19 protein-coding genes are annotated in these 18,658 nt (G+C 75.7%); 9 read left to right on the top strand and 10 right to left on the bottom strand.

Annotation, left to right across the window (positions count from 1 at the left end; translation table 11 throughout):
* The first annotated feature begins 121 nt into the window (after positions 1-121).
* From AMPC_RS06315 to AMPC_RS06290, 6 genes are all read left to right on the top strand, one after another.
* Entirely contained in the window at positions 122-1,261 is a 1,140-nt protein-coding gene (locus AMPC_RS06315; protein WP_248345312.1) for a hypothetical protein, read from the top strand.
* A 12-nt stretch (positions 1,262-1,273) separates the two neighbouring features.
* Positions 1,274-1,723 (top strand): hypothetical protein, encoded by a 450-nt coding sequence (locus AMPC_RS06310; protein WP_248345311.1) that lies wholly within the window; start codon positions 1,274-1,276, stop codon positions 1,721-1,723.
* A 113-nt stretch (positions 1,724-1,836) separates the two neighbouring features.
* Complete coding sequence (locus AMPC_RS06305) at positions 1,837-2,220, top strand: CrcB family protein (protein ID WP_248345310.1); 384 nt, start codon at positions 1,837-1,839, stop codon at positions 2,218-2,220.
* A gap of 181 nt (positions 2,221-2,401) precedes the next feature.
* Complete coding sequence (locus tag AMPC_RS06300; RefSeq protein WP_248345309.1) at positions 2,402-2,602, top strand: cold-shock protein; 201 nt, start codon at positions 2,402-2,404, stop codon at positions 2,600-2,602.
* Positions 2,603-2,694: 92 nt separating this feature from the next.
* Positions 2,695-2,916 (top strand): translation initiation factor IF-1, encoded by a 222-nt coding sequence (infA, locus tag AMPC_RS06295; protein ID WP_011420293.1) that lies wholly within the window; start codon positions 2,695-2,697, stop codon positions 2,914-2,916.
* Between the two features lie 51 nt (positions 2,917-2,967).
* Positions 2,968-4,032: a heparan-alpha-glucosaminide N-acetyltransferase domain-containing protein gene (locus tag AMPC_RS06290; protein WP_248345308.1), complete on the top strand. Its 1,065-nt coding sequence runs from the start codon at positions 2,968-2,970 to the stop codon at positions 4,030-4,032.
* A 63-nt stretch (positions 4,033-4,095) separates the two neighbouring features.
* Here the strand turns inward: AMPC_RS06290 and AMPC_RS06285 are convergent, their stop codons facing one another.
* Positions 4,096-5,997, bottom strand: a complete 1,902-nt coding sequence (locus AMPC_RS06285; RefSeq protein ID WP_248345307.1) for a biosynthetic peptidoglycan transglycosylase — start codon at positions 5,995-5,997, stop codon at positions 4,096-4,098.
* Between the two features lie 139 nt (positions 5,998-6,136).
* Here AMPC_RS06285 and AMPC_RS06280 point away from each other — a divergent pair, with 139 nt between their 5' ends.
* Positions 6,137-7,387, top strand: coding sequence for an energy transducer TonB family protein (locus AMPC_RS06280; RefSeq protein ID WP_248345306.1), 1,251 nt, complete (start codon positions 6,137-6,139; stop codon positions 7,385-7,387).
* A 2-nt stretch (positions 7,388-7,389) separates the two neighbouring features.
* Here AMPC_RS06280 and AMPC_RS06275 read toward each other — a convergent pair whose 3' ends face one another.
* The 5 genes from AMPC_RS06275 to gcvT all read right to left on the bottom strand — a co-directional run bounded on the left by AMPC_RS06275 (position 7,390) and on the right by gcvT (position 12,493).
* Positions 7,390-8,037 (bottom strand): hypothetical protein, encoded by a 648-nt coding sequence (locus tag AMPC_RS06275; protein ID WP_248345304.1) that lies wholly within the window; start codon positions 8,035-8,037, stop codon positions 7,390-7,392.
* Between the two features lie 70 nt (positions 8,038-8,107).
* Positions 8,108-9,673, bottom strand: a complete 1,566-nt coding sequence (gcvPB, locus tag AMPC_RS06270) for an aminomethyl-transferring glycine dehydrogenase subunit GcvPB (protein WP_248345302.1) — start codon at positions 9,671-9,673, stop codon at positions 8,108-8,110.
* Positions 9,674-11,011, bottom strand: coding sequence for an aminomethyl-transferring glycine dehydrogenase subunit GcvPA (gene gcvPA, locus AMPC_RS06265; protein ID WP_248345300.1), 1,338 nt, complete (start codon positions 11,009-11,011; stop codon positions 9,674-9,676).
* Positions 11,012-11,015: 4 nt separating this feature from the next.
* The gene (gene gcvH, locus AMPC_RS06260; RefSeq protein ID WP_248345298.1) at positions 11,016-11,405 is read right to left on the bottom strand and encodes a glycine cleavage system protein GcvH; all 390 of its coding nucleotides are present in this window, start codon (positions 11,403-11,405) and stop codon (positions 11,016-11,018) included.
* A complete protein-coding gene (gene gcvT, locus AMPC_RS06255) occupies positions 11,402-12,493 on the bottom strand; it encodes a glycine cleavage system aminomethyltransferase GcvT (protein ID WP_248345296.1) in 1,092 nt (363 codons plus the stop codon). The genes gcvH and gcvT overlap by 4 nt, the downstream gene beginning before the upstream one ends.
* Positions 12,494-12,645: 152 nt before the next feature.
* On the opposite strand from gcvT, the gene AMPC_RS06250 reads away from it, so the two are divergent.
* Complete coding sequence (locus tag AMPC_RS06250; protein ID WP_248345294.1) at positions 12,646-13,659, top strand: SDR family NAD(P)-dependent oxidoreductase; 1,014 nt, start codon at positions 12,646-12,648, stop codon at positions 13,657-13,659.
* Between the two features lie 11 nt (positions 13,660-13,670).
* On the opposite strand, the gene AMPC_RS06245 is transcribed toward AMPC_RS06250, so the two are convergent.
* Together AMPC_RS06245 and folD are read right to left on the bottom strand one after the other, a co-directional pair.
* Complete coding sequence (locus tag AMPC_RS06245; protein WP_248345292.1) at positions 13,671-14,813, bottom strand: metallophosphoesterase; 1,143 nt, start codon at positions 14,811-14,813, stop codon at positions 13,671-13,673.
* A complete protein-coding gene (gene folD / locus AMPC_RS06240; RefSeq protein ID WP_248345290.1) occupies positions 14,810-15,649 on the bottom strand; it encodes a bifunctional methylenetetrahydrofolate dehydrogenase/methenyltetrahydrofolate cyclohydrolase FolD in 840 nt (279 codons plus the stop codon). The genes AMPC_RS06245 and folD overlap by 4 nt, the downstream gene beginning before the upstream one ends.
* A 101-nt stretch (positions 15,650-15,750) precedes the next feature.
* Between folD and AMPC_RS06235 the strand changes: the two genes are divergently transcribed.
* The gene (locus AMPC_RS06235; RefSeq protein WP_248345288.1) at positions 15,751-16,227 is read left to right on the top strand and encodes a hydrogenase maturation nickel metallochaperone HypA; all 477 of its coding nucleotides are present in this window, start codon (positions 15,751-15,753) and stop codon (positions 16,225-16,227) included.
* Here the strand turns inward: AMPC_RS06235 and AMPC_RS06230 are convergent.
* Positions 16,224-17,843, bottom strand: coding sequence for a DUF6178 family protein (locus tag AMPC_RS06230; protein WP_248345286.1), 1,620 nt, complete (start codon positions 17,841-17,843; stop codon positions 16,224-16,226). The genes AMPC_RS06235 and AMPC_RS06230 overlap by 4 nt on opposite strands.
* On the bottom strand, positions 17,840-18,601 hold the full coding sequence (locus tag AMPC_RS06225; protein WP_248346416.1) for an N-acetylmuramic acid 6-phosphate etherase: 762 nt from the start codon (positions 18,599-18,601) through the stop codon (positions 17,840-17,842). The genes AMPC_RS06230 and AMPC_RS06225 overlap by 4 nt, the downstream gene beginning before the upstream one ends.
* Positions 18,602-18,658: the final 57 nt, after the last annotated feature.

Here is an 18,658-nt window from a genome sequence, read left to right as displayed (position 1 = left end):
CCGGCGCCGGGCGCGGCGGCCTCTCGAAAACCCGCGCAGCTGGCTCCTTCCCGCGCGGCCGGCGCTTGGCACGCCGCGCGCTAGGTGCCCTCCACGTCACGCACTTCCGCCAGGAGGCCACATGAACGTCAGCCCGGGTTCGCCGCCGTCCGTCGCACCGCCCTCCACTTCACCGGCGGAGGCGGGCGGCCTCCTCGCGCCGGGCAGCCTCTCCCGCGGCGCCGCCGCGGCGGCCGCGGCCGGCGTCGCCGCGGCGGCGGAGGCCTTCCGGGCCGTGCTCGTCGCCGACCCGCCCCGGGCAGGGACCGCCGGCGCGTCGCGCCCGGCCGGCAGCGGCTGGACCGTGGCGCCGGACGCAGCGGCCGGCGCGGAGCTTCCGGGATACGCGAGCGCCGGGGCGGGAGCGGAGGAGGGCGCCACGCCGCGGGCGACGACCGGCGCCGCGCCAGGGACGGCGGCAGGGGCGCCCCCGACGCTCTCGGCGAAGTCCGGTGCCACTGCGAAGGCCTCTACCGCGAGCCGGTCGAGCACGGCGGCGAAGACGGGCAGCGCGAGCAAGAGCGCCGCCGCGAAGACGACCACGACCAAGAAGACGAGCACGACGACCAGCAGCCGCGGCGAGTACGCCTTCCTCGACGACAAGAAGCTCAGCATCGAGGAGAAGCTCTTCCGCTTCATGAAGCTCACCCAGCAGAAGGGGGACGCCGAGCTCGTGGCGCTCATGAAGAACTACCGCGAGCTGCACGGCACGAGCGCGCGGACCAGCGGCGCGAGCTCGAGCGGCGCCGGCGGCGGGGGGACGGCCGCGCCGAAGCAGGACGGCGGCGGCGGGCTGTTCGGCTTCCTCGGCGACGTCGCCGGGTTCGTCGGGGACGCCGTCGGCGCGGTGGGGGGAGCCGCGGCCAAGCTGGCCGGCCAGGCCGGCGGGCCGCTCCTGGCCGCGGCCGCGACCGCGCTCGGTCAGCCGGAGCTCGCGCCGCTCGCGCTCGCGGTGGGGGGCGACGTCGGCGAGGCCGTCGGAGGGGTCCTCACCGGTGTGCTCGGGTCCGGAAGGAAGTCGAGCGGCGGCTCCAGCTCGGCCTCGACCTCGAGCGCGTCGAGCAGCTCCGGCGCGAGCGACGCCGGCTCGCCCGACGAGAAGCTCGACATGCTCGAGATCCAGCGCGCGGTCGAGAAGCAGAACCAGATGTTCACCCTCATCTCGAACATCCTCCGGAGCATGCACGAGACCGGGATGGCCGAGATCAACAACATCCGCTAGCGGAGGAAGCTCATGGACGACGCGAAGGTGGTGGCGAGGCCCACGCTGGCCGAGCTGCAGGGGATGACCGCGGAGCTGGGGCGAGGGATCGCCGGGCTGGCCCGGACCGAGCTCGAGGAGGGGCGCCTGGAGGCGGCCCACGACCTCCTCGAAGGGCTCGCGATCACCAACCCGAAGGACCCGATCCCGTGGGCCATGCTCTCGCAGGTGGAGCGGCGCCGCGGGCGGCTCGTCGCGGCCCGGCTCTGCGCCGAGGTGGCCGTCCGGCTCGCGCCGGACGACGAGCAGGTCCGGCTGGTCCGGGCGGAGGCGCTGCTCGCCGATCCGCGCGAGGCGGGCCGGGGGCGGGGAGAGCTCCGGGCGCTGGCGGAGGCGCCGGGGGCGCCGGGCGAGCGGGCGCGGGCGCTGCTCCGGGCGATGGGGGAGCTGCCGCTCGAGGGCGCGGCGCTCGCGGCAGGGTAGCGCGCCCGCGGCGCGGAGGTGTGGCCGGTGGGCGGGCGTCCCGGCCGGCCACCGGCCGCTTGCCCCCGCCCCGGGCGGACCGTATGCTCCGGCGCCTTGAGGGTGCCCCGGAGATGATCCGCTTCTTACTGGTCTGCGCCGCGGGCGCCGCGGGGACCGGCGCGCGCTACCTCGTGTCGCTGGGCGCCGCCCGCTGGCTCGGCACCCGGTTCCCGTTCGGAACCCTCACCGTCAACGTGGCCGGCTCCTTCCTCCTGGCCGTCATCACGGTCCTGGGGCTCGAGGCCGGCGCGCTCTCGCCCGACGTCCGGGTGGTGCTCGCGGTGGGGGTGATGGGGGGCTTCACGACCTACTCCTCCTTCAATCAGGAGACCCTCGGGTTCCTGCAGCGGGGCGCGCTCCTCCAGGCCCTCGCGTACCTGGGGCTCACGGCCACGAGCTGCCTGGTCGCGGGCGTGCTCGGGACGGCGCTCGCGAGGTGGGCGACCGGGGCGTGACCACGATCAAATTCCCTGGTGCCTTCGGGCACTTTGGGCGGTCGGAGGGACGCACACAGAGTGCGCGAATGCTTGACGCTCCGTGCCCATATCAGGGATAGTCCGCCACCGGGCTGGGGCGCGATCCCTCGGCTGTCGGGCCGCTCTGGTCCGACCACACCACGACCAAGGAAGCGGAAGCATGGCGAACGGCACCGTGAAGTGGTTCAATGACGCGAAGGGGTACGGTTTCATCTCGCAGGAGGGGGGCGAGGATGTGTTCGTCCACCACACCGCGATCAACATGGACGGTTTCCGTACCCTGAAGGAGGGGGAGCGGGTCGAGTTCGAGGTCGTGCAGGGCCCCAAGGGACTGCAGGCCGCCAACGTGCGCCGTTCCTAGGTATCCGCACCGCAGCCACACGCGAGCGGCCCTCCGGAATCCGCGAGGGCCGCTCGCCCGTTATGAGACGTGAGTTCGAGAGAAGGGGTTAGATGAGCGAGAAGGAAGCGGGCATCGAAGTCCAGGGTACGGTCGAGGAGGCCCTCGCCGGTGGCATGTACCGAGTGAAGGTGGATCAGGGCCCGGTCGTCCTGGCCTACGCGTCGGGGAAGATGAAGAAGTTCCACATCCGCATCATCCCCGGCGACCGCGTGAAGCTGGAGCTCTCCCCGTACGACCTCTCCCGCGGGCGGATCACCTACCGCGACAAGTAGCGCCGCCGAAGTGCGCCGCGGGTCCGCCGCACGCTTCGGGGCGGAGCCCGGATGGCCTCACCACGCAGAAACTGGCTCGACTGGGAGCGCGGCCTCGCCGTGCTGTTCATGGTCGAGGTGCACACGCTCGACGCGTGGCTCGCGCCCGGGGTGGGGCAGGGGCTGCTGCGCGACGTGCTGCTCATGATGGGCGGGTTCGCGGCGCCGTCCTTCCTCTTCATGTCCGGCCTCTCGCAGCAGCTCGCCGACGCCTCGGCGGCGCGGCGCGGGGTCGCGCCCGGCCCCAGGCTCCGGGGCGCCCTCTCGCGGGCGCTCTGGCTGCTGGGCGTGGCGTACGCCTTCCGGTTCGCCGAGTTCGTGCTGGGCGGGGCCTTCCGCGTCTCGGGCGGCTGGCGCGACATCCTGCGGGTCGACATCCTCAACGTCATCGCGCTCTCGCTCGCGCTCGCCGCGCTGCTCGGGTGGGCCGCGCGGGGCCGGGCCGCCTTCCCGGCGTTCGCGCTCGCCACCGCCGCGATCGCCGCCGCCGCGCCGCTGGCGGCCGCGTGGCAGCACCCGGAGAGCCGGCTCCTCGACTACGTCTACGCCACCTTCCCGCGGGCCAACTTCTCGCTCGTGAACTGGTCGGCCTTCCTGCTCGCCGGGAGCGCCGTCGGGCGGCTCCTGCGGGATCGCGACCGGCCCGCGCTCCTGCTCGCGCTCGGCGCGGCCCTCTTCGCGGGGGGCTGGCTCGGCGACCTCCTCCCCGCCGTCTACCGCCACCAGGACTTCTGGCACACCTCCCCGGCCTGGTTCGCCATGCGGCTCGGCGGCGTCCTCGCGCTCACCGCGCTCTGCCAGCTCGTCCCGGCCACCGCCGCCCCGGCGCTCTCCGCCCTGCGCACGCTGGGGCGCCACTCGCTGCTCGGGTACATCGCCTCGATCGAGCTCACGTACGGGTTCTGGTCGCACCCCGTCCACCGCGCGCTCTCCCTGACCGGCACGCTCCTCGGCATCGCCGCCATGGTCGCGGTCACCTGGGCGGCCTCCGCGGTCGCGGAGCGCTGGGCCGCGTGGCGCGAGGGCCGGCGCCCCGCCGCGCCGCCCCCGCCGCCGACCCCCGCCGTCGCGGCCTGAGCCCGCCTCCGCGGCGCGGCTCCCGCCGTCGCGGCGCAACCCTCGCCGCCCCGCCGGCCGACCTCACCCGCGCGCGAAGGCGAGCGGCGCGTCCAGCGCCTCCTGGAGCTGCGCGTCGTCGATGGCGTCCACCGCGCGCAGCTTGAGGAGCAGCTCGCGCACGCGGGCCTCCCAGGCGTCGGTGAGGGCGCCGCGCGCGTAGTACATGTGGTAGCGCACCGGGTTGGGGATGATGCTCGCGAGGAAGGCCGCCTCCTTGGGCGTGAGCTCCCGCGGGTCCTTGTCGAAGTAGTGCCGGGCCGCCTCGCCGATGCCGAAGACGCCGGGGCCCCACTCGACCACGTTGAAGTAGATCTCGAGCAGCCGCGCCTTCGGCACCGAGGCCTCGAGCGCCACCGTGAGCAGGGCCTCGCGGGCCTTGCGCGAGAGCGTGCGCTCCGGCGTGAGGAAGAGGTTCTTCGCGAGCTGCTGGCTGATGGTCGAGGCGCCGCGGACGAGCCGCCCGGCGTCCACCCCCTCCGCGAAGGCGTTCCGCAGCTCGTCGAAGTCGAAGCCGTGGTGGCCCCAGAACGCGGCGTCCTCGGAGGTGGTGACGGCGCGGACGAGGTGCGGCGGCAGCGCCGCGAGCGGCACGAAGCGCGGGTTCTCGGGGCCGATGACGAGCTCGCGCGGAGGCCCGTCCTGGACGTTGGGCCGGTAGCGGAAGCTGCGCGACAGGAACGACCGCGGGTCGCCCGAGAGGCGCGAGAGGTCGAGGGCGGCGTCGAGCTTCCAGGCCTCGGCGCGCCGCAGCGGACCGGCGAGCGCGAGGTGCCCGGAGAGCGCGCCCGTGACCCGGGGCGCCTCGTCGCCGGGGCGGAGCGCGGGCGGGAGCGCCGCCAGCAGCGCGTCCCAGGGGAGCCGGTCCGCCGAGAGGTCCACCGCGAACCGCGGCTCGGTCCCGAGCGCGAGGTCGGCGTCCACCGCGATCCGCGCCCGGCCCGCGTCGCCGAGCGTGAGCTCGCCCTCGCGCAGCAGCACGGCGCGGTCGCGGGACGCCCAGGCCACGACGCCCTGGAGCCCGGCGGTGAGCGGGCCGAGCGGCTCCGGCCCGAGCGCCGCCCCCGCCAGCAGCGCCTGCCTCACGTGGACCGAGAGCCGCGCCTGCCCGTGCTCGGCCTGCAGGCCATCGGCCCGAAGCTCGAGCGAGAGGAAGCCGCCGCGCGGCTCGACGGGGAGGCGCCGCGCCAGCGGGGCGGGGAGCTGCGAGAGCGCCACGCCCGCCACGTGCAGCCGGAGCGTCCGGGGGGACGCCAGCCCGACCTCGGCGTCGGCGAGCCCGCCGCCGCTCCAGCTGGCGCGCGCGACGGCGGTCCGCGCCGCGCCGGCGCCTTGCACGCGCACCGTGGCGTCGAGGGGGCCGAGCTCGAGCTGCTCGAGGCCCGTGCCCTCCCCGGGGAGCAGCAGCCGGACCCGCGCCTGCCGCACCCGGAGCAGGGGGAGCCGTCCCTCCGAGCGCTCGGCGGGGGCACGGGCGCGGGACCGGAGCCGCTCGGGCAGGCGCGCCAGCTCCTCTCCGCGCGGGCCGCCCTCGAGCGCCACGCCGTCGAGCAGGATCGAGGCGGGCTCCGGGTGGCCGGCGAGGAGCCGGGCCCAGGCGGGGCGGATGGCCACCCGATCCACGACGAGCACGGGCGGCCGGCCGGGCGCGCTCGCCGGGAGGGAGAGGCCGCGGATCACGAGCCGCAGCCGCCAGTCGATCCCGACCTGGCCGAGCCGCGCGTCCGGCAACCGCGCCCGGAGGCGCGCGACCACCTCGCGCTCCAGCCGGTCCTCGCCCGCGCGCACCGCGCCCGCCAGCGCCAGCGCGGCGAGCGCGGCGAGGGCGACGGCGGCGCGGAGGTGTCGGCGCCCCGGCGCGCGGCGCGGCGCGTCGGGAGCCGGCCCGGGTGAGGGCTGGGGCGACGCCGGGTCCGTGGCGGGCATGCGCCGGAGCTTATGCCGCCGTCCGCCCGGTGGGTCAATGGCGCGGAGGGAGGCCGAAATTTCCGATCGCGAGGCGGGAAGCGACGGTCCCCCGTGCGTTAGAATCTGGTAAGCCGTCCCTCGCTCGGGCGATCTCTTCGTGGCCTTCCTCGGTCCCATGCTCCGCCGCCGGCGGCTCCCGTCCCGCCCCTGGCGGCGACTGCTCCTCGCGCTCGCGGTGTCGCTGCTCGCGAACGCCCTCGTGCTGTCCGAGGTGCACCTCGACTGGCTGGGGAAGGACGCCGGGGCCGCGGCCCCGCGCCCGGTGGCGCTCGCGCCGCTCTCGGCCGCGCAGTGGCAGGCGAACCGGAGCGTGGGCGCGAGGCCGCCGAGCTCCTCCGCCCGCCCGCCGCTGGCGCCGCTCGTCCCCGCCCCGCCGGTCCCGCCCCGGGTGACGCCCGAGGCGCCGGGGCAGGTGGTGGACGTGGAGCCGTCGAAGAACGACGCCGCGCCCAAGGACAACCGGTTCGTCTCCGAGCGGAACAACACCGTCGAGAAGGAGACCCGGTCGCGCGACGCCCGCGCCGGCTACAAGAACACGCTCGCGAAGCCCTCGGCCCCCGACGCGCCCCAGGTCGCGCGCCCCCTGGAGCGGCTGCGCGAGCAGCTCGAGAAGTCGCCGCCGCGGGTGGCCGGCCAGCAGGGCAACCCGAAGGCGGGCGGGCGCGCGGGCGGCGGCGGCCCGGCGGGCGCGGCCGCGGAGCCCCCGCAGCGGAAGCTCGCGCTCGGCGAGGATCCCAACGGCATGTTCCGGCTCCGCCCGCCGAAGCCCGGCCTCGAGGGCCGCCCCGGCGGTCAGGGCGGGGCAACCGGCGCCGCGGGCGCGGCCGGCGAGGCGGGCGCGCAGAAGGAGGGCGAGCCCGGCCGGCCCGGGAAGCTCGACCTGCACCCCAGCGCCTCGACCTACGACAAGCTCGCCGGCGGCCCGGCGCCGGATCGGCTCGACGGGGTGGAGGAGGGGGAGGGCACCTACCTCAACACCCGCGAGTGGAAGTACGCCGGGTACCTGAACCGCATCAAGCAGGCGGTCGCGAACGAGTGGCACCCCGGCGACGCGCTCTCGGTGCGGGACCCGACCGGCCGGATGTACGCCTACAAGGACCGCATCACGCTCGTGGACGTCACGCTCGATCGCTCCGGCGCGCTCAAGGACGTGCAGGTGCACAAGTCGAGCGGGGTGGACTTCCTCGATCGCGTGGCGCTGGACGCCTTCCGCAAGGCCTCGCCCTTCGTGAACCCGCCGCCGGGCATGGTGGACCAGCACGGCGAGATCCGCTTCGGGTTCGGCTTCTACCTGGAGGTGGGGTCGGCCGGGCTGCGGGTCTTCCGCCAGCCGCTCCCGGGGGAGTAGGCCTAGAGGTTGAAGGTGCCCTTCAGCCCGAGCTGGAGCCAGTCGTGGATCGCCTTGTCGGCGATGTCGGTCCCGCTCCGGCTCGAGAACTGGCCCACGGTGAAGGCGGCGTACGGCCCGTAGGACAGGCTCTTCCCCCACTGGTAGTCGAGGCCGAGCTGCACATTCGCGAACTCGAAGCCTCGGGCCGTGACGTCGCCGGCGCCGCCGCCGAGCGTCGCCGTGGCCCACTCGTACCCCGCGCCGAGCCCGGCCCAGGGGACCCACTTCGCGTCGGGCAGGATCCGGTAGAGCACCTCGGCGCCGAGCCGGAGGTCGCGCGCCGAGCAGTCGGCGCCGGCCGGGCAGTTCGAGCCCATCCAGGCGAAGCCGTACTGGAAGAACGCCGCCACCGTCCAGCGCGGGTCGAAGCGCCAGCCGACGTCGAGCTGGACCGGGACGGCGCCCTTGTAGACGTCGGAGAGCCCGGCGCCGCTGGCGTAGTCGCCGAGCGGGATGGCGTAGGCCACCCGCAGGGCCAGCGTGAGGCCGCTGTCGTGCGAGGAGATGAGGAGCGGCAGATCCTCGATGTCGTCCGCCGCGCGGGCGGCCGGGCTGGCGAGGAGGGCGGAGGCGGCGAGGCAGGCGAGGAGGCGGCTGGGCGCGCGCATGGCCGAAGCCTAGCGCCGCCCCGCCGCCTCGCGGGCCCCTCGCGCGGGGTCGCCCCGTCCGGGAGGCCGGCTACTCGACCTTCATGCCGGGGGTCCAGCGGAGGACCGGCTTGCGCGCGGCGCGCGTCTCGTCGAGGCGCGCCCGCACCGGCTTCGTCGGGGCGGCCTTCACCGCCTCCGGCGAGGTCGCGGCCTCCTCGGCGATGGCGCGCATCGCGGCGCAGAACCGCTCCAGCGTCTCCTTCGACTCGGTCTCGGTCGGCTCGATCATGAGCGCGCCGTGCACGACCAGCGGGAAGTAGACGGTGGGCGGGTGGAAGCCGTGGTCGATGAGCCGCTTGGCGACGTCCATGGTGGTGACGCCGGTCGGCTTGAGGTTCTTGTCGGTGAAGACCACCTCGTGCAGCGAGTCGGTCCCGTACGGCAGGTCGTAGGCGTCCGCGAGGAGCGCCCGGACGTAGTTGGCGTTCAGCACCGCGAGGTGCGCGGTGCTCCGCAGGCCGTCGGGGCCGAGCTCCCGGATGAGCGCCCAGGCGCGCACGAACATCCCGAAGTTGCCCCAGAACTCGCGCAGCTTGCCGATGGTCTGCGGCCGCTCGGCGGGGTCGGTCACGAGCCGGTAGCGCTCGCCCTCCCGCGCCACCACGGGGAGCGGCAGGAAGGGGACCAGCGCCGCCTTCACCGCCACCGGGCCCGAGCCCGGACCGCCGCCGCCGTGCGGCGTGGCGAAGGTCTTGTGCAGGTTGAACTGCATCACGTCGAAGCCCATGTCGCCCGGGCGCGCCACGCCGAGCAGGGCGTTCATGTTGGCGCCGTCCCCGTACACGAGCCCGCCCTTGGCGTGGACGATCTCGGCGATCTCCGCGATGTGGGTCTCGAAGATGCCGAGCGTGTTGGGGTTGGTGATCATGATGGCGGCGACGTCCTCGTCCATCACCGCCCGCACCGCGTCGGGGTGGAGCCGCCCGTCCTCGCCGCTCTTCACCGGGACCACCTCGTAGCCGTTCAGGGCGGACGAGGCGGGGTTGGTGCCGTGCGCGGTGTCGGGGATCAGCACCTTCTTGCGCGGGTTGCCGCGCGCCGTGTGCCAGGCGCGGATGACCATCATCCCGCAGAGCTCGCCCTGCGCCCCGGCCGCGGGGGAGAGCGAGGTGGCGTCGAAGCCCGAGATCTCGGAGAGCGCCCGCTCGAGCCGGTACATGAGCTCGAGCGCGCCCTGGGCCATCGACGGGTGGGCGAGCGGGTGCGCGCCGGCGAAGCCGGGCAGGCGCGCCAGCGCCTCGCTCGACTTGGGGTTGTACTTCATGGTGCAGGAGCCGAGCGGGTAGAACCCGGTGTCGATGCCCCAGTTCCAGGTCGAGAGGCGGGTGAAGTGGCGGACCACCTCGAGCTCGCCCACCTCGGGGAGCCCGTCCACCTCGGGGCGGAGCAGCTCCGCCGGGAGCTCGCGCGCCGGGTCGGCCTCGCTGCCGCGCTTCGGCAGCGAGACGCCGGTGCGCCCGCGCGAGCCGCGCTCGAACAGGAGCCCCTCCTCGAAGGCGAGGCCGCGGGTGGCGTGCCCGAGCCCCACCTCGTCGCGGGCCGCGGAGGCGGCGCCCTTCTCCATGTCGGGCTTCCAGCCGGTCGGGTTGGCCATCTAGCTCCTCACCGCCTTCGCGAACAGGTCGATGAGCTCCGGGTCGTGGAGCTCGGTGGCGACGCAGAGGAGCGCGCCCTTCAGCCGGGGGTCGTCGGGGTAGAAGCGGGCCAGCGGGGCGCCGGCGGCGATGCCGCGCGCCGCGAGCCGCTCCACCACCGCCTCGGCGTCGCCCACCTCGAAGGCCCGCTCGTTGAACGCCGGCCCGGAGAACACGGACGGGCAGCCCTGCCGCTCCATCGCCTCGGCGAGGAGCCGGCCGCGGGCGTAGTTCACGCGCGCGAGCTCGGCCAGCCCCTTCTTCCCGAGCAGGGCGAGGTGGATGGTCGAGGCGAGCGCGCAGAGCCCGGCGTTGGTGCAGATGTTGGACGTGGCGCGCTCGCGCCGGATGTGCTGCTCGCGGGTGGACAGCGTGAGCACGAAGCCGCGCCGCCCCTGCTTGTCCACCGTGGCGCCGCAGATCCGGCCCGGCATCTGGCGCAGGTGCTCCTCGCGGAGCGCGAAGAAGCCCGGCGCCGGCCCGCCGAAGGAGACCGGGTTGCCGAAGCTCTGGAACGTGCCCACCGCCACGTCGGCGCCGAGCGCCCCGGGGCCCTGGAGGAGCCCCAGCGCCACCGCCTCGCAGGTGACCGAGACGCAGAGCGCGCCCTGGGCGTGCGCCACGGCGGCCGCCTCCGGGAGCGCGTCCACCACCCCGAAGAAGTTCGGGTAGCCCACGAGGACCGCCGCGGTCTCCTGGTCCACCGCCGCCTTCAGCGCGGCGAGGTCGGTGCGGCCGTCCGCGCCGTAGGGCACGGTGACGATCCGGTCGCCCGAGGAGCGCAGGTAGGTCGCGAGCACCTTGCGGTACTCGGGGTGCACCGCCGCGCTCACCACCACCTTGCTCCGGCCGGTCACGCGCGTCGCCATCAGCGCCGCCTCGGCCATGGCCGTGGCGCCGTCGTACATCGAGGCGTTGGCCACCTCGAGCCCGGTGAGGAGGCAGACGAAGGTCTGCCACTCGAAGAGCGCCTGCAGCGTGCCCTGCGAGATCTCCGGCTGGTACGGCGTGTAGGCGGTGAAGAACTCGCCCCGGAGCAGGAGCTGATCCACCGCCGGCGGGACGTGGTGCGGGTAGGCGCCGGCCCCCACGAAGGGCGGGTGCTCCACGTCGTTCCGCGCGGCCAGCCGGCGCAGCTCGGCGAGGAGCGTCACCTCGTCGGCGGCCGGGGGGAGCTCGAGCGGCCGCGAGAGCCGCAGGGGAGCGGGGATGGAGCGGAAGAGGTCGTCGAGGCTCTTCGCCCCGGCGGCCTCCAGCATCTCCCGGACGTCGCCCTCGGTGTGGGGATGGTAGCGCACGCGCCTAGGCCTGCTCTTCCTCGACGAACTTGCCGTAGCTGGCGGCGTCGAGGAGCTCGGCGAGCTCCTTCTCGTCGGAGATCTCGACCTGGATCATCCAGCCTTCCTCGTAGGGATCCTCGTTGATGGTCTCGGGCGCGTCGGCGAGGGGGTCGTTCACCTCGACCACCTTGCCGGAGACCGGCGCGAAGAGCTCCGAGACGGCCTTGGTGGACTCGACCACGCCGAACGATTCGCCCTTCTTCACGGCGTCGCCGACGTCGGGGAGCTCCACGTACACGATGTCGCCCAGCGAGCTCTGGGCGTGGTCGGTGATGCCGATGATGGCGCGGTTGCCCTTCACGCGGCACCACTCGTGCTCCTTCGTGTACTTCAGGTCATCGGGGAGGGTCACGGCTTGCTCCTCTCGTAGAACGGGGTTTTCACGACCTTGGCCGCGGCCGGGCGGCCGCGGATCTCGACGGCGAAGCTGGAGCCCTCGGCGGCGAGGGCGGGGGGCACGTAGGCGAGGCCGATCGAGGTGCCCAGGCTGGGGGAGCGGGTGCCGCTCGTCACGGTCCCGACCGGCCGGCCGTCCTGCAGCACCGGGTAGCCGTGGCGGGCGATGCCGGCGTCGGTGAGGACGAAGCCGACCAGCTTGCGCGAGAGCCCCTGCTCCTTCTGCCGCCGGAGCGCGTCGCGCCCGATGAACTCGCCCTTGTCGAGCTTCACGACCCAGGCGAGCCCCGCCTCGAGGGGAGTGGTCTCGTCGTCCATGTCGCTGCCGTACAGCCGGTACGCCATCTCGAGCCGGAGCGAGTCGCGCGCGCCGAGCCCGCAGGGCGCGATGCCGGCCGGGGTCCCGGCCTGGAGGAGCGCCTCCCAGAGCCGCGGGGCCTGGTCGGGCCGGCAGAAGAGCTCGAACCCGTCCTCGCCCGTGTAGCCGGTGCGGGCGACGGTGCAGGGCACGCCCGCCACCTCGGCGTCGGCGAAGCGGAAGGTGCCGATGGCCGAGAGGCGCGCGCCGGTGAGCGGCTGCAGCACCTCGGCCGCCTTGGGCCCCTGGAGCGCGAGCTGCGCCCAGGCGTCGGACTCGTTCTCGACCGCGGCCCCCTCGCCGGCGTGGTCGCGCAGCCACTCGAAGTCCTTCTGGCGGTTGCCGGCGTTCACGCAGACGAGCAGGTCCACGGCGGAGCGGCGGTAGACGACCACGTCGTCCACGATCCCGCCGCTCTCGCGGCAGAGGCAGCCGTACTGCGCCTGGCCGTCGGCGATGCGGGAGAGGTCGTTCGTGAAGAGCCGCTGGAGCGCCGCGAGCGCGCCCGGGCCGCGGAAGACGACCTCGCCCATGTGGGAGACGTCGAAGAGCCCGACCCGCGCGCGGACCGCCTCGTGCTCGGCCAGGATCCCTGCGTACTGGACCGGCATCTCCCAGCCGGCGAACTCGACCATGCGCCCGCCCTGCTGGACGTGCTGGTCGTAGAGCGGTGTGCGGAGCGGCATGGATGGCCTTGGAAAGGGGGCGGCGCGGATTCTAGCGGCGGAGGCGGGGGGGTCAAGCGAAGCCGGGCGGGGGGCGCCTTTTCTCGGGGTGCGGGCCGCCTTGCGAGGGACGAGGCCGGCCGCATCTTCCCCGGAGGGGGTCGAACGTGCGCGTGGCGAGGACGATGGGATGGCTGGCGGGCGCCGCCGGAGCGGTCGCCCTGGCGAGGGTGCGCCGGCACCGGGTGGCGGGGAAGGCGGTGCTGGTCTCGGGCGGCTCGCGCGGGCTCGGGCTCTGCATCGCCCGCGAGCTCGCCCGGCGCGGCGCGCGGCTGGCGATCGCGGCGCGCGACGTGAGGGAGCTCGAGGCGGCGCGCGTCGAGCTCGCGGCGCTGGGCGCGGAGGTGGTCCCGATCGCCTGCGACGTCGCCAGCGAGGAGGACGCGGCCCGCATGGTGCGCGAGGCCGAGGCGCGCCTCGGCCGGGTGGACGCGCTCGTGAACGTCGCCGGGATCATCCAGGTCGCCCCCGCGGAGGGGCTGCGGCTGCAGGACTACCGGGACGCCGTGGGCGTGAACTTCTGGGGCACCGTGCACGCCACCCTGGCGGCGCTGCCGGCGATGCGGGCGCGCGGCGACGGCGCCGTGCTGAACGTCACCTCGATCGGCGGCGCGGTGGCGGTGCCGCATCTCCTCCCGTACACCGCCGGCAAGTTCGCGCAGGTCGGCTTCTCGGAGGGGATCGCCGCCGAGGCGGCCAAGGACGGCGTCCGGGTGACGACGGTGGTCCCCGGCCTGATGCGGACCGGCTCCTTCCTGCGGGCCCTCTTCAAGGGGCGGCGCGAGGCGGAGGTGGGCTGGTTCGCGGTGGCCTCCTCGCTCCCCTTGCTCACGGTGGGCGCCGGCCGCGCCGCGCGCCGCATGGTGGACGCGCTCGAGCGCGGGGAGCGCTACGTCGTGGTGGGCTGGCCGGCGCGGGCGCTCCGGCTCCTCCACGCGCTCCTCCCGGGCGCCACCATCCGCGCCATGGCGCTCGCCAACCGGCTCCTGCCCTCGCAGGGCGGCGTCTCGGCCGACGAGCCGGCGCGCGAGGGGCACGCGCACCGGCCGCGGGTGGCGCGCTCCTTCCTCACCGCGCTGGGCGACGCCGCGGCGGCGCGCAACCGGGAGCGGCCCCGCGAGGCGTAGCGCTCACCGTCTCAACGCCAGCAGCCGACCGGCTCGCAGCGGCCGGCGCCGCGGGCGCGGCAGCAGTGGAGGCTCACGCCGCCCGCGTCCTCGAAGCGCACGCCCCAGCCGTCCTCGAAGAGCTCGAGCGCGGCGAAGCCCCAGCTCGTGGAGGCGAAGAGGAGGCGGGCCTCCGGCGGCCGCACCGCCTCGAAGCGCTCGCGGGGGCGCTGGCGGGAGCCGTTGCCGGAGACGAAGACGTCGTAGCCTCCCGGCGCCCGGAGCTGCTGCAGGTCGTGGTCGTGGCCGGACAGCCAGGCGGCCACCGGACCCTCGAAGGCCTCCTGCAGCCGACGGACCCGCTCCCGGTAGCTGCCGTCCTTCCAGTCCGAGACGTGCTCGCCGGCGGTCGCGGCCGGCTGGTGCGAGACCACGAAGCAGCGCCGCGCGCCGCAGCCGCGCGTCGCCTCGCGCACGAAGGCCACCTCGCCGTCGAGCGTGAAGCCGCCGTAGTCGCGCACCAGCAGGTTGCCGTCGATGGCGACGAAGCGGGCCGGCCCCCGGTCGAGGACGTAGTGCCGCCCGGGCATCCGCCAGAGCGGCCCCTCGTGCGCCACCTCCAGGCAGGCCTTGGTCCGGCTCGCCGCGGCCGGGTCGCCGGACAGGACGCGGCAGGCGCCGGTGGCGGCGACGTCATGGTTGCCGAGCACGGCGTAGAAGGGGAGGGGCTTCGCGCCCTCGGCGAGCGGCGCGAGCGGCGCCTCGAGGAGCCTGCGGAACCGGTCGTCCGCCGGTGGCCGGAAGCCCGGCGCGACGGTGTTCCCGTCGGGCGCGAAGGCGCAGCGGTCGGCCCCCGGGAGCGCGGCGTCGGGGCCGCACTCGTACAGGTTGTCGCCGAGGTGGAAGGCGAGGTCGAACGGCTCGCGACGGTGCGCCGCGACCACCGCCGCGGCCAGCGACCGCTGCTGGCAGGTCGCGTCCCCGAAGTCGCCGAGGAGCAGCACGCGCAGGAGCGGCCGCGGGATCGACCGCGCCACCTCGTCCTCCGAGAGGGCGGAGGGAGGCGCCGGCGGCAGCGGGGCGCGGACGGTGTAGCCGCCGCCCCCGGCGCAGCCGCAGCAGCCCGACTGGAGCAGGCCGACCGCGAGGAGGAGGCGCGCCGCGCCCCGGATCACGTCCGGGTCCGGGCCAGCTCCACCGTGTTCACGAGCAGCATGGCGATGGTCATGGGACCCACGCCGCCGGGCACCGGGGTGATGGCGGCGGCCCGCTCGGCGGCGGCGGCGTACTCCACGTCGCCACAGAGCTTGCCGTCCGGCTTGCGGTTCATGCCGACGTCGATCACCACGGCGCCGGGCTTCACCCACTCGCCGCGGATCATCTCGGCCTTGCCGATGGCGGCGACGACGATGTCGGCCCGCGCGACCTCGGCCGCGAGGTCGGCCGTGCGCGAGTGGGCGATGGTCACGGTGGCGTGCTTCTCGAGGAGCATGAGCGCCATCGGCTTCCCGACGATGTGGGAGCGGCCGATGACGAGGGCGCGCTTGCCCTTGGGGTCGCAGCCGGCCTCCGCGAGGAGGCGCATGACGCCGTGCGGGGTGCAGGGGCGGGGGGCCGGCTTCCCGAGGCAGAGGGCGCCGACGTTGAGGGGGTGGAAGCCGTCCACGTCCTTGCCGGGGTCGATGGCGTCCAGGATCTCCGACTCGTCGAGCCCCTTCGGGAGCGGGAGCTGGACCAGGATGCCGTCCACGGACGGGTCGGCGTTGAGCTGGCGGACGAGGGCGAGCAGCTCCGCCTGGGACGTGGTGGCCGGGAGGTGGTGCTCGACCGACCGGATCCCCACCTCCTCGCAAGCCTTCCGCTTCCCGCGCACGTAGACCGCCGAGGCCGGGTCGTCCCCGACGCGGACCACGGTCAGGCCCGGCGTCCTGCCGCGCGCCTCGAGCTCCTTCACCGCCGCCGCCACCTCGGCCCGGACCTGGGCCGCCACCTGCTTGCCGTCGATGATCATGGGACGCGCAGTATAGCTTCGGGGGTCCTCAAAGAGGAATGCGCTCGCTCCCGCCCTGCGCCTAGAATGGCCCGGAAGGCCAGTGACCCGACGGAGGCACCATGGACGTCCAGGTGTGCAAGGTCTGCAACACCCCGCTCGACGCGCAGGGCGCCTGCGTGACCTGCGACGCGACCGCCGAGGGGCTCGCGCTCCTGCTCCGGTCCGGCTACGCCTCGGTCAAGGAGATGATGGAGCTGCTCGAGGAGCAGGGGTTCGCGCCCGAGGTGGAGCAGGTGCCGGCCCGCCGCCCGGAGGAGCGGCTGCATCCCCTCTGGAACCTCTACGTGCCGAAGGATCAGTCGGAGGGGGCGCTGGGGTTCCTGCGCCGGGACTGGGCCGATCTGCTCAAGGATCCCGAGGCGGCCGCGGCGGCCGAGCGCGGGCTGCGGGGAGTGGATCTCGACCAGGGGGGCGAGGTGGAGTGCCCCGCCTGCGGCCACCGGTTCGTCCTCGACCCCGCCCAGCCGGAGTGCCCGGACTGCGGGCTCTCGCTCGGCGCGCCGGCGGAGGCCGCGCCGGACGAGGCCGAGGGCTAGCCGACCAGCACCGCCGCCTGGTGCGCCGCGGGGACCTCGCCGCCCTCGCGCAGAGGCGCGAGCTCCTCCGCGCGGTGGCGGGCGAGGTCGAGGAGGAGCTGGCCGGCCTCTCCGCGATCGGCGAGCCGCGGGTCCTCGACGGTCGCGAGCAGGGCGGCGGCGCGGGGCAGCTCGGCGGCGGCGAGCGGCGTCGGGGCGAAGGCGCGTCCCAGCCGCTCGTTGGCGAGCGCCGTCAGGTAGAGCGCGGAGAGCCGGGGCGGCTCGCGGTCGGAGCGCTCCGGCGGCGCGAGCGCGAGCTCGCGGGCGATGGCCGCGAGCCCCTCGCAGAGGTCGAGGGCGGCGGCGGTCCGGGCCAGCTCCTCGGCCGAGAGGAAGTGGCGCGGCACGAAGGCGCGCGCGGCGAGATCGCCCCACTCCTCGCGCGGGAGGTCCAGGCCGGGGAAGAACGCCGGCCGGCGGCGCGTCAGGGCGGCCATCGCCTCGCCGAGCGGGGCGTCGAGGAGCGGGAGCGCCGGGGTCCCGGCGCCGCCCGCCTGGAACAGCCGCTCGGCGCGCCAGCGCAGCTCGAGCGTGCGCAGGAACCCGTGCTGGAAGACCCGCTTCAGCGGCGTCTCCTCGAGCACGGCCGCCGCCCGCGCCTCGTCCCCGCCGCTCAGCGCCTCGAGGCCGAGCTCGAGCTTGGCGCGGGCCGCCTCCACCGCGGCGCGGACCGCGTCGGGATCGCCGGGGTCCACCGCGTCGGCCACCAGCACCGCGTTGGCGGCGGCCACGAGCTCCACCTCGAAGGCGTCGCGCGCCTGCGGGCCGAGCCGGTCGGCGGCCCGGTCGAGGAGCGCGCCGCGCCGGAACGTCGCCAGCCAGAAGCCGGGCGGGCGGGCCGGGGACCCGGCCGGCGCCGCCGGCTCGCGCGGCGGGCGCGCGAACCACGAGAGCGCCTCCTCCGGGCTCGGGTAGCCGAGATCCGCGAGCCGCCCGTCGCGCCAGCGCCGCTCGGTCTCCTCGAGCTCGGAGGGGAGATCCCAGGCGAGCGCCGAGAAGAGGCGGGTGGCGGTGAACGGGTCGTCGGCGATGAGGTCGTCCACGATGCCGCGGACGGCGAGGTACTCCGTGCCCTCCACCAGGAACTCGAGCACGTACTTGCCCTCGGCGGTCCGCATGAAGCGGCTCGAGGTGAGCACCGGGTCGGGCTCGGCCTCGAGGTCGTGGACCCGGAGCGCGCCGCGCAGCACGAGGTGGAGGAGCTCGCGGTCGAGCAGGCGGAGCTTGGCGGCCCAGCGGCGGGCCGCCTGGGGCGACTGGTTCGAGCCGGCGCGCGCGGCGCGGAGCCAGGGCAGGGCGCGGCCGGGGACGAGCGCGCCCCCCTTCCAGGCGTCGAGGTCGAGGAAGGTGCGGAACTGCTCCGCCGAGGCGAGCTGGACGAGCGAGGCCGCGTCGCCGAGCCCCAGCTCGCGGACGGTCAGGTAGAGCTCGTCGGCGGGGAGGGCGCGCACCAGGGCCTGCGGGTCGGGCGCGTCGAGGATGAGATCGAGGCGCCGCTTCCCGGTGACCTGGGAGAGGCCGGCGCGGGCCGTCGCGAGGGCGGCCGGGTCGATGGGCTTCCGTTCCTTGTGGCTCACGTTCTGCCTCCGAGGTCCGCGATGGCGGCCCGCACGACGTAGCCGTGCCGGCCGAGCGCGCGCGACGCCCGCGCCGGGGTGACGCCGGTGGCCTCCACCACGAGGCGGACGGCCCGCGCCCGGAGCTTGGCGCTCGTCGGGACGAGGTCGAGCATGCGCCCGCCCGGCGCCCGCCCGGCCCGGATCATCGCGGCCGAGGAGAGCAGGGTGAGCGCCATCCGGGCGGCGGCGCCGGCCTTCATGCGGGTCGAGCCCGCGATCCGCTCCGGGCCGGTGTCGAGGAGGACGAGGTGGTCCACCCGCGCCCGCGCGCCGCGCCCGCTGGTGAGGAGCGCGGTCGCGGCGCCGCGGCGGCGCGCCTCGGCCAGCCCGGCGAGGACGAACGGCGTGCGGCCCGAGGCGGACACCCCGACCACGACGTCCCGCTCCCCGGCGCGCGCGGCGCGGATCGCGGCGGCGCCGGCGGCCCGGTCGTCCTCGGCCCCCTCGACGGCGCGCGAGAGCGCCCTCGCGCCGCCGGCCACGAGCGCCACCGCGCGCGAGGGCGCGGTGCCGAAGGTCGGCGGCCACTCGGCCGCGTCGGCGGCGGCGAGCCGTCCGGAGGTGCCTGCCCCGAGGTAGAGGAGGCGCCCGCCCGCGGCGATCGCGCGAGCGACCGCGTCCACGAGCGGGGCCAGCGCCGGGAGCGCCTCGCCCACCGCGCGGACCGCCTCCTCGTCCCCGGCGTGGAGCCGGGTGAGGAGCGACCGCGCCGGCAGGCCGTCGAGGCGGCGTCCGGCGGGGTGCAGCGCTTCGGTGACCGGGAGACGAGCCGT

It is taken from the genome of Anaeromyxobacter paludicola, assembly GCF_023169965.1.
Lineage (GTDB): Bacteria > Myxococcota > Myxococcia > Myxococcales > Anaeromyxobacteraceae > Anaeromyxobacter_B > Anaeromyxobacter_B paludicola.
This window is presented reverse-complemented; position numbering and strand designations above follow the sequence as displayed.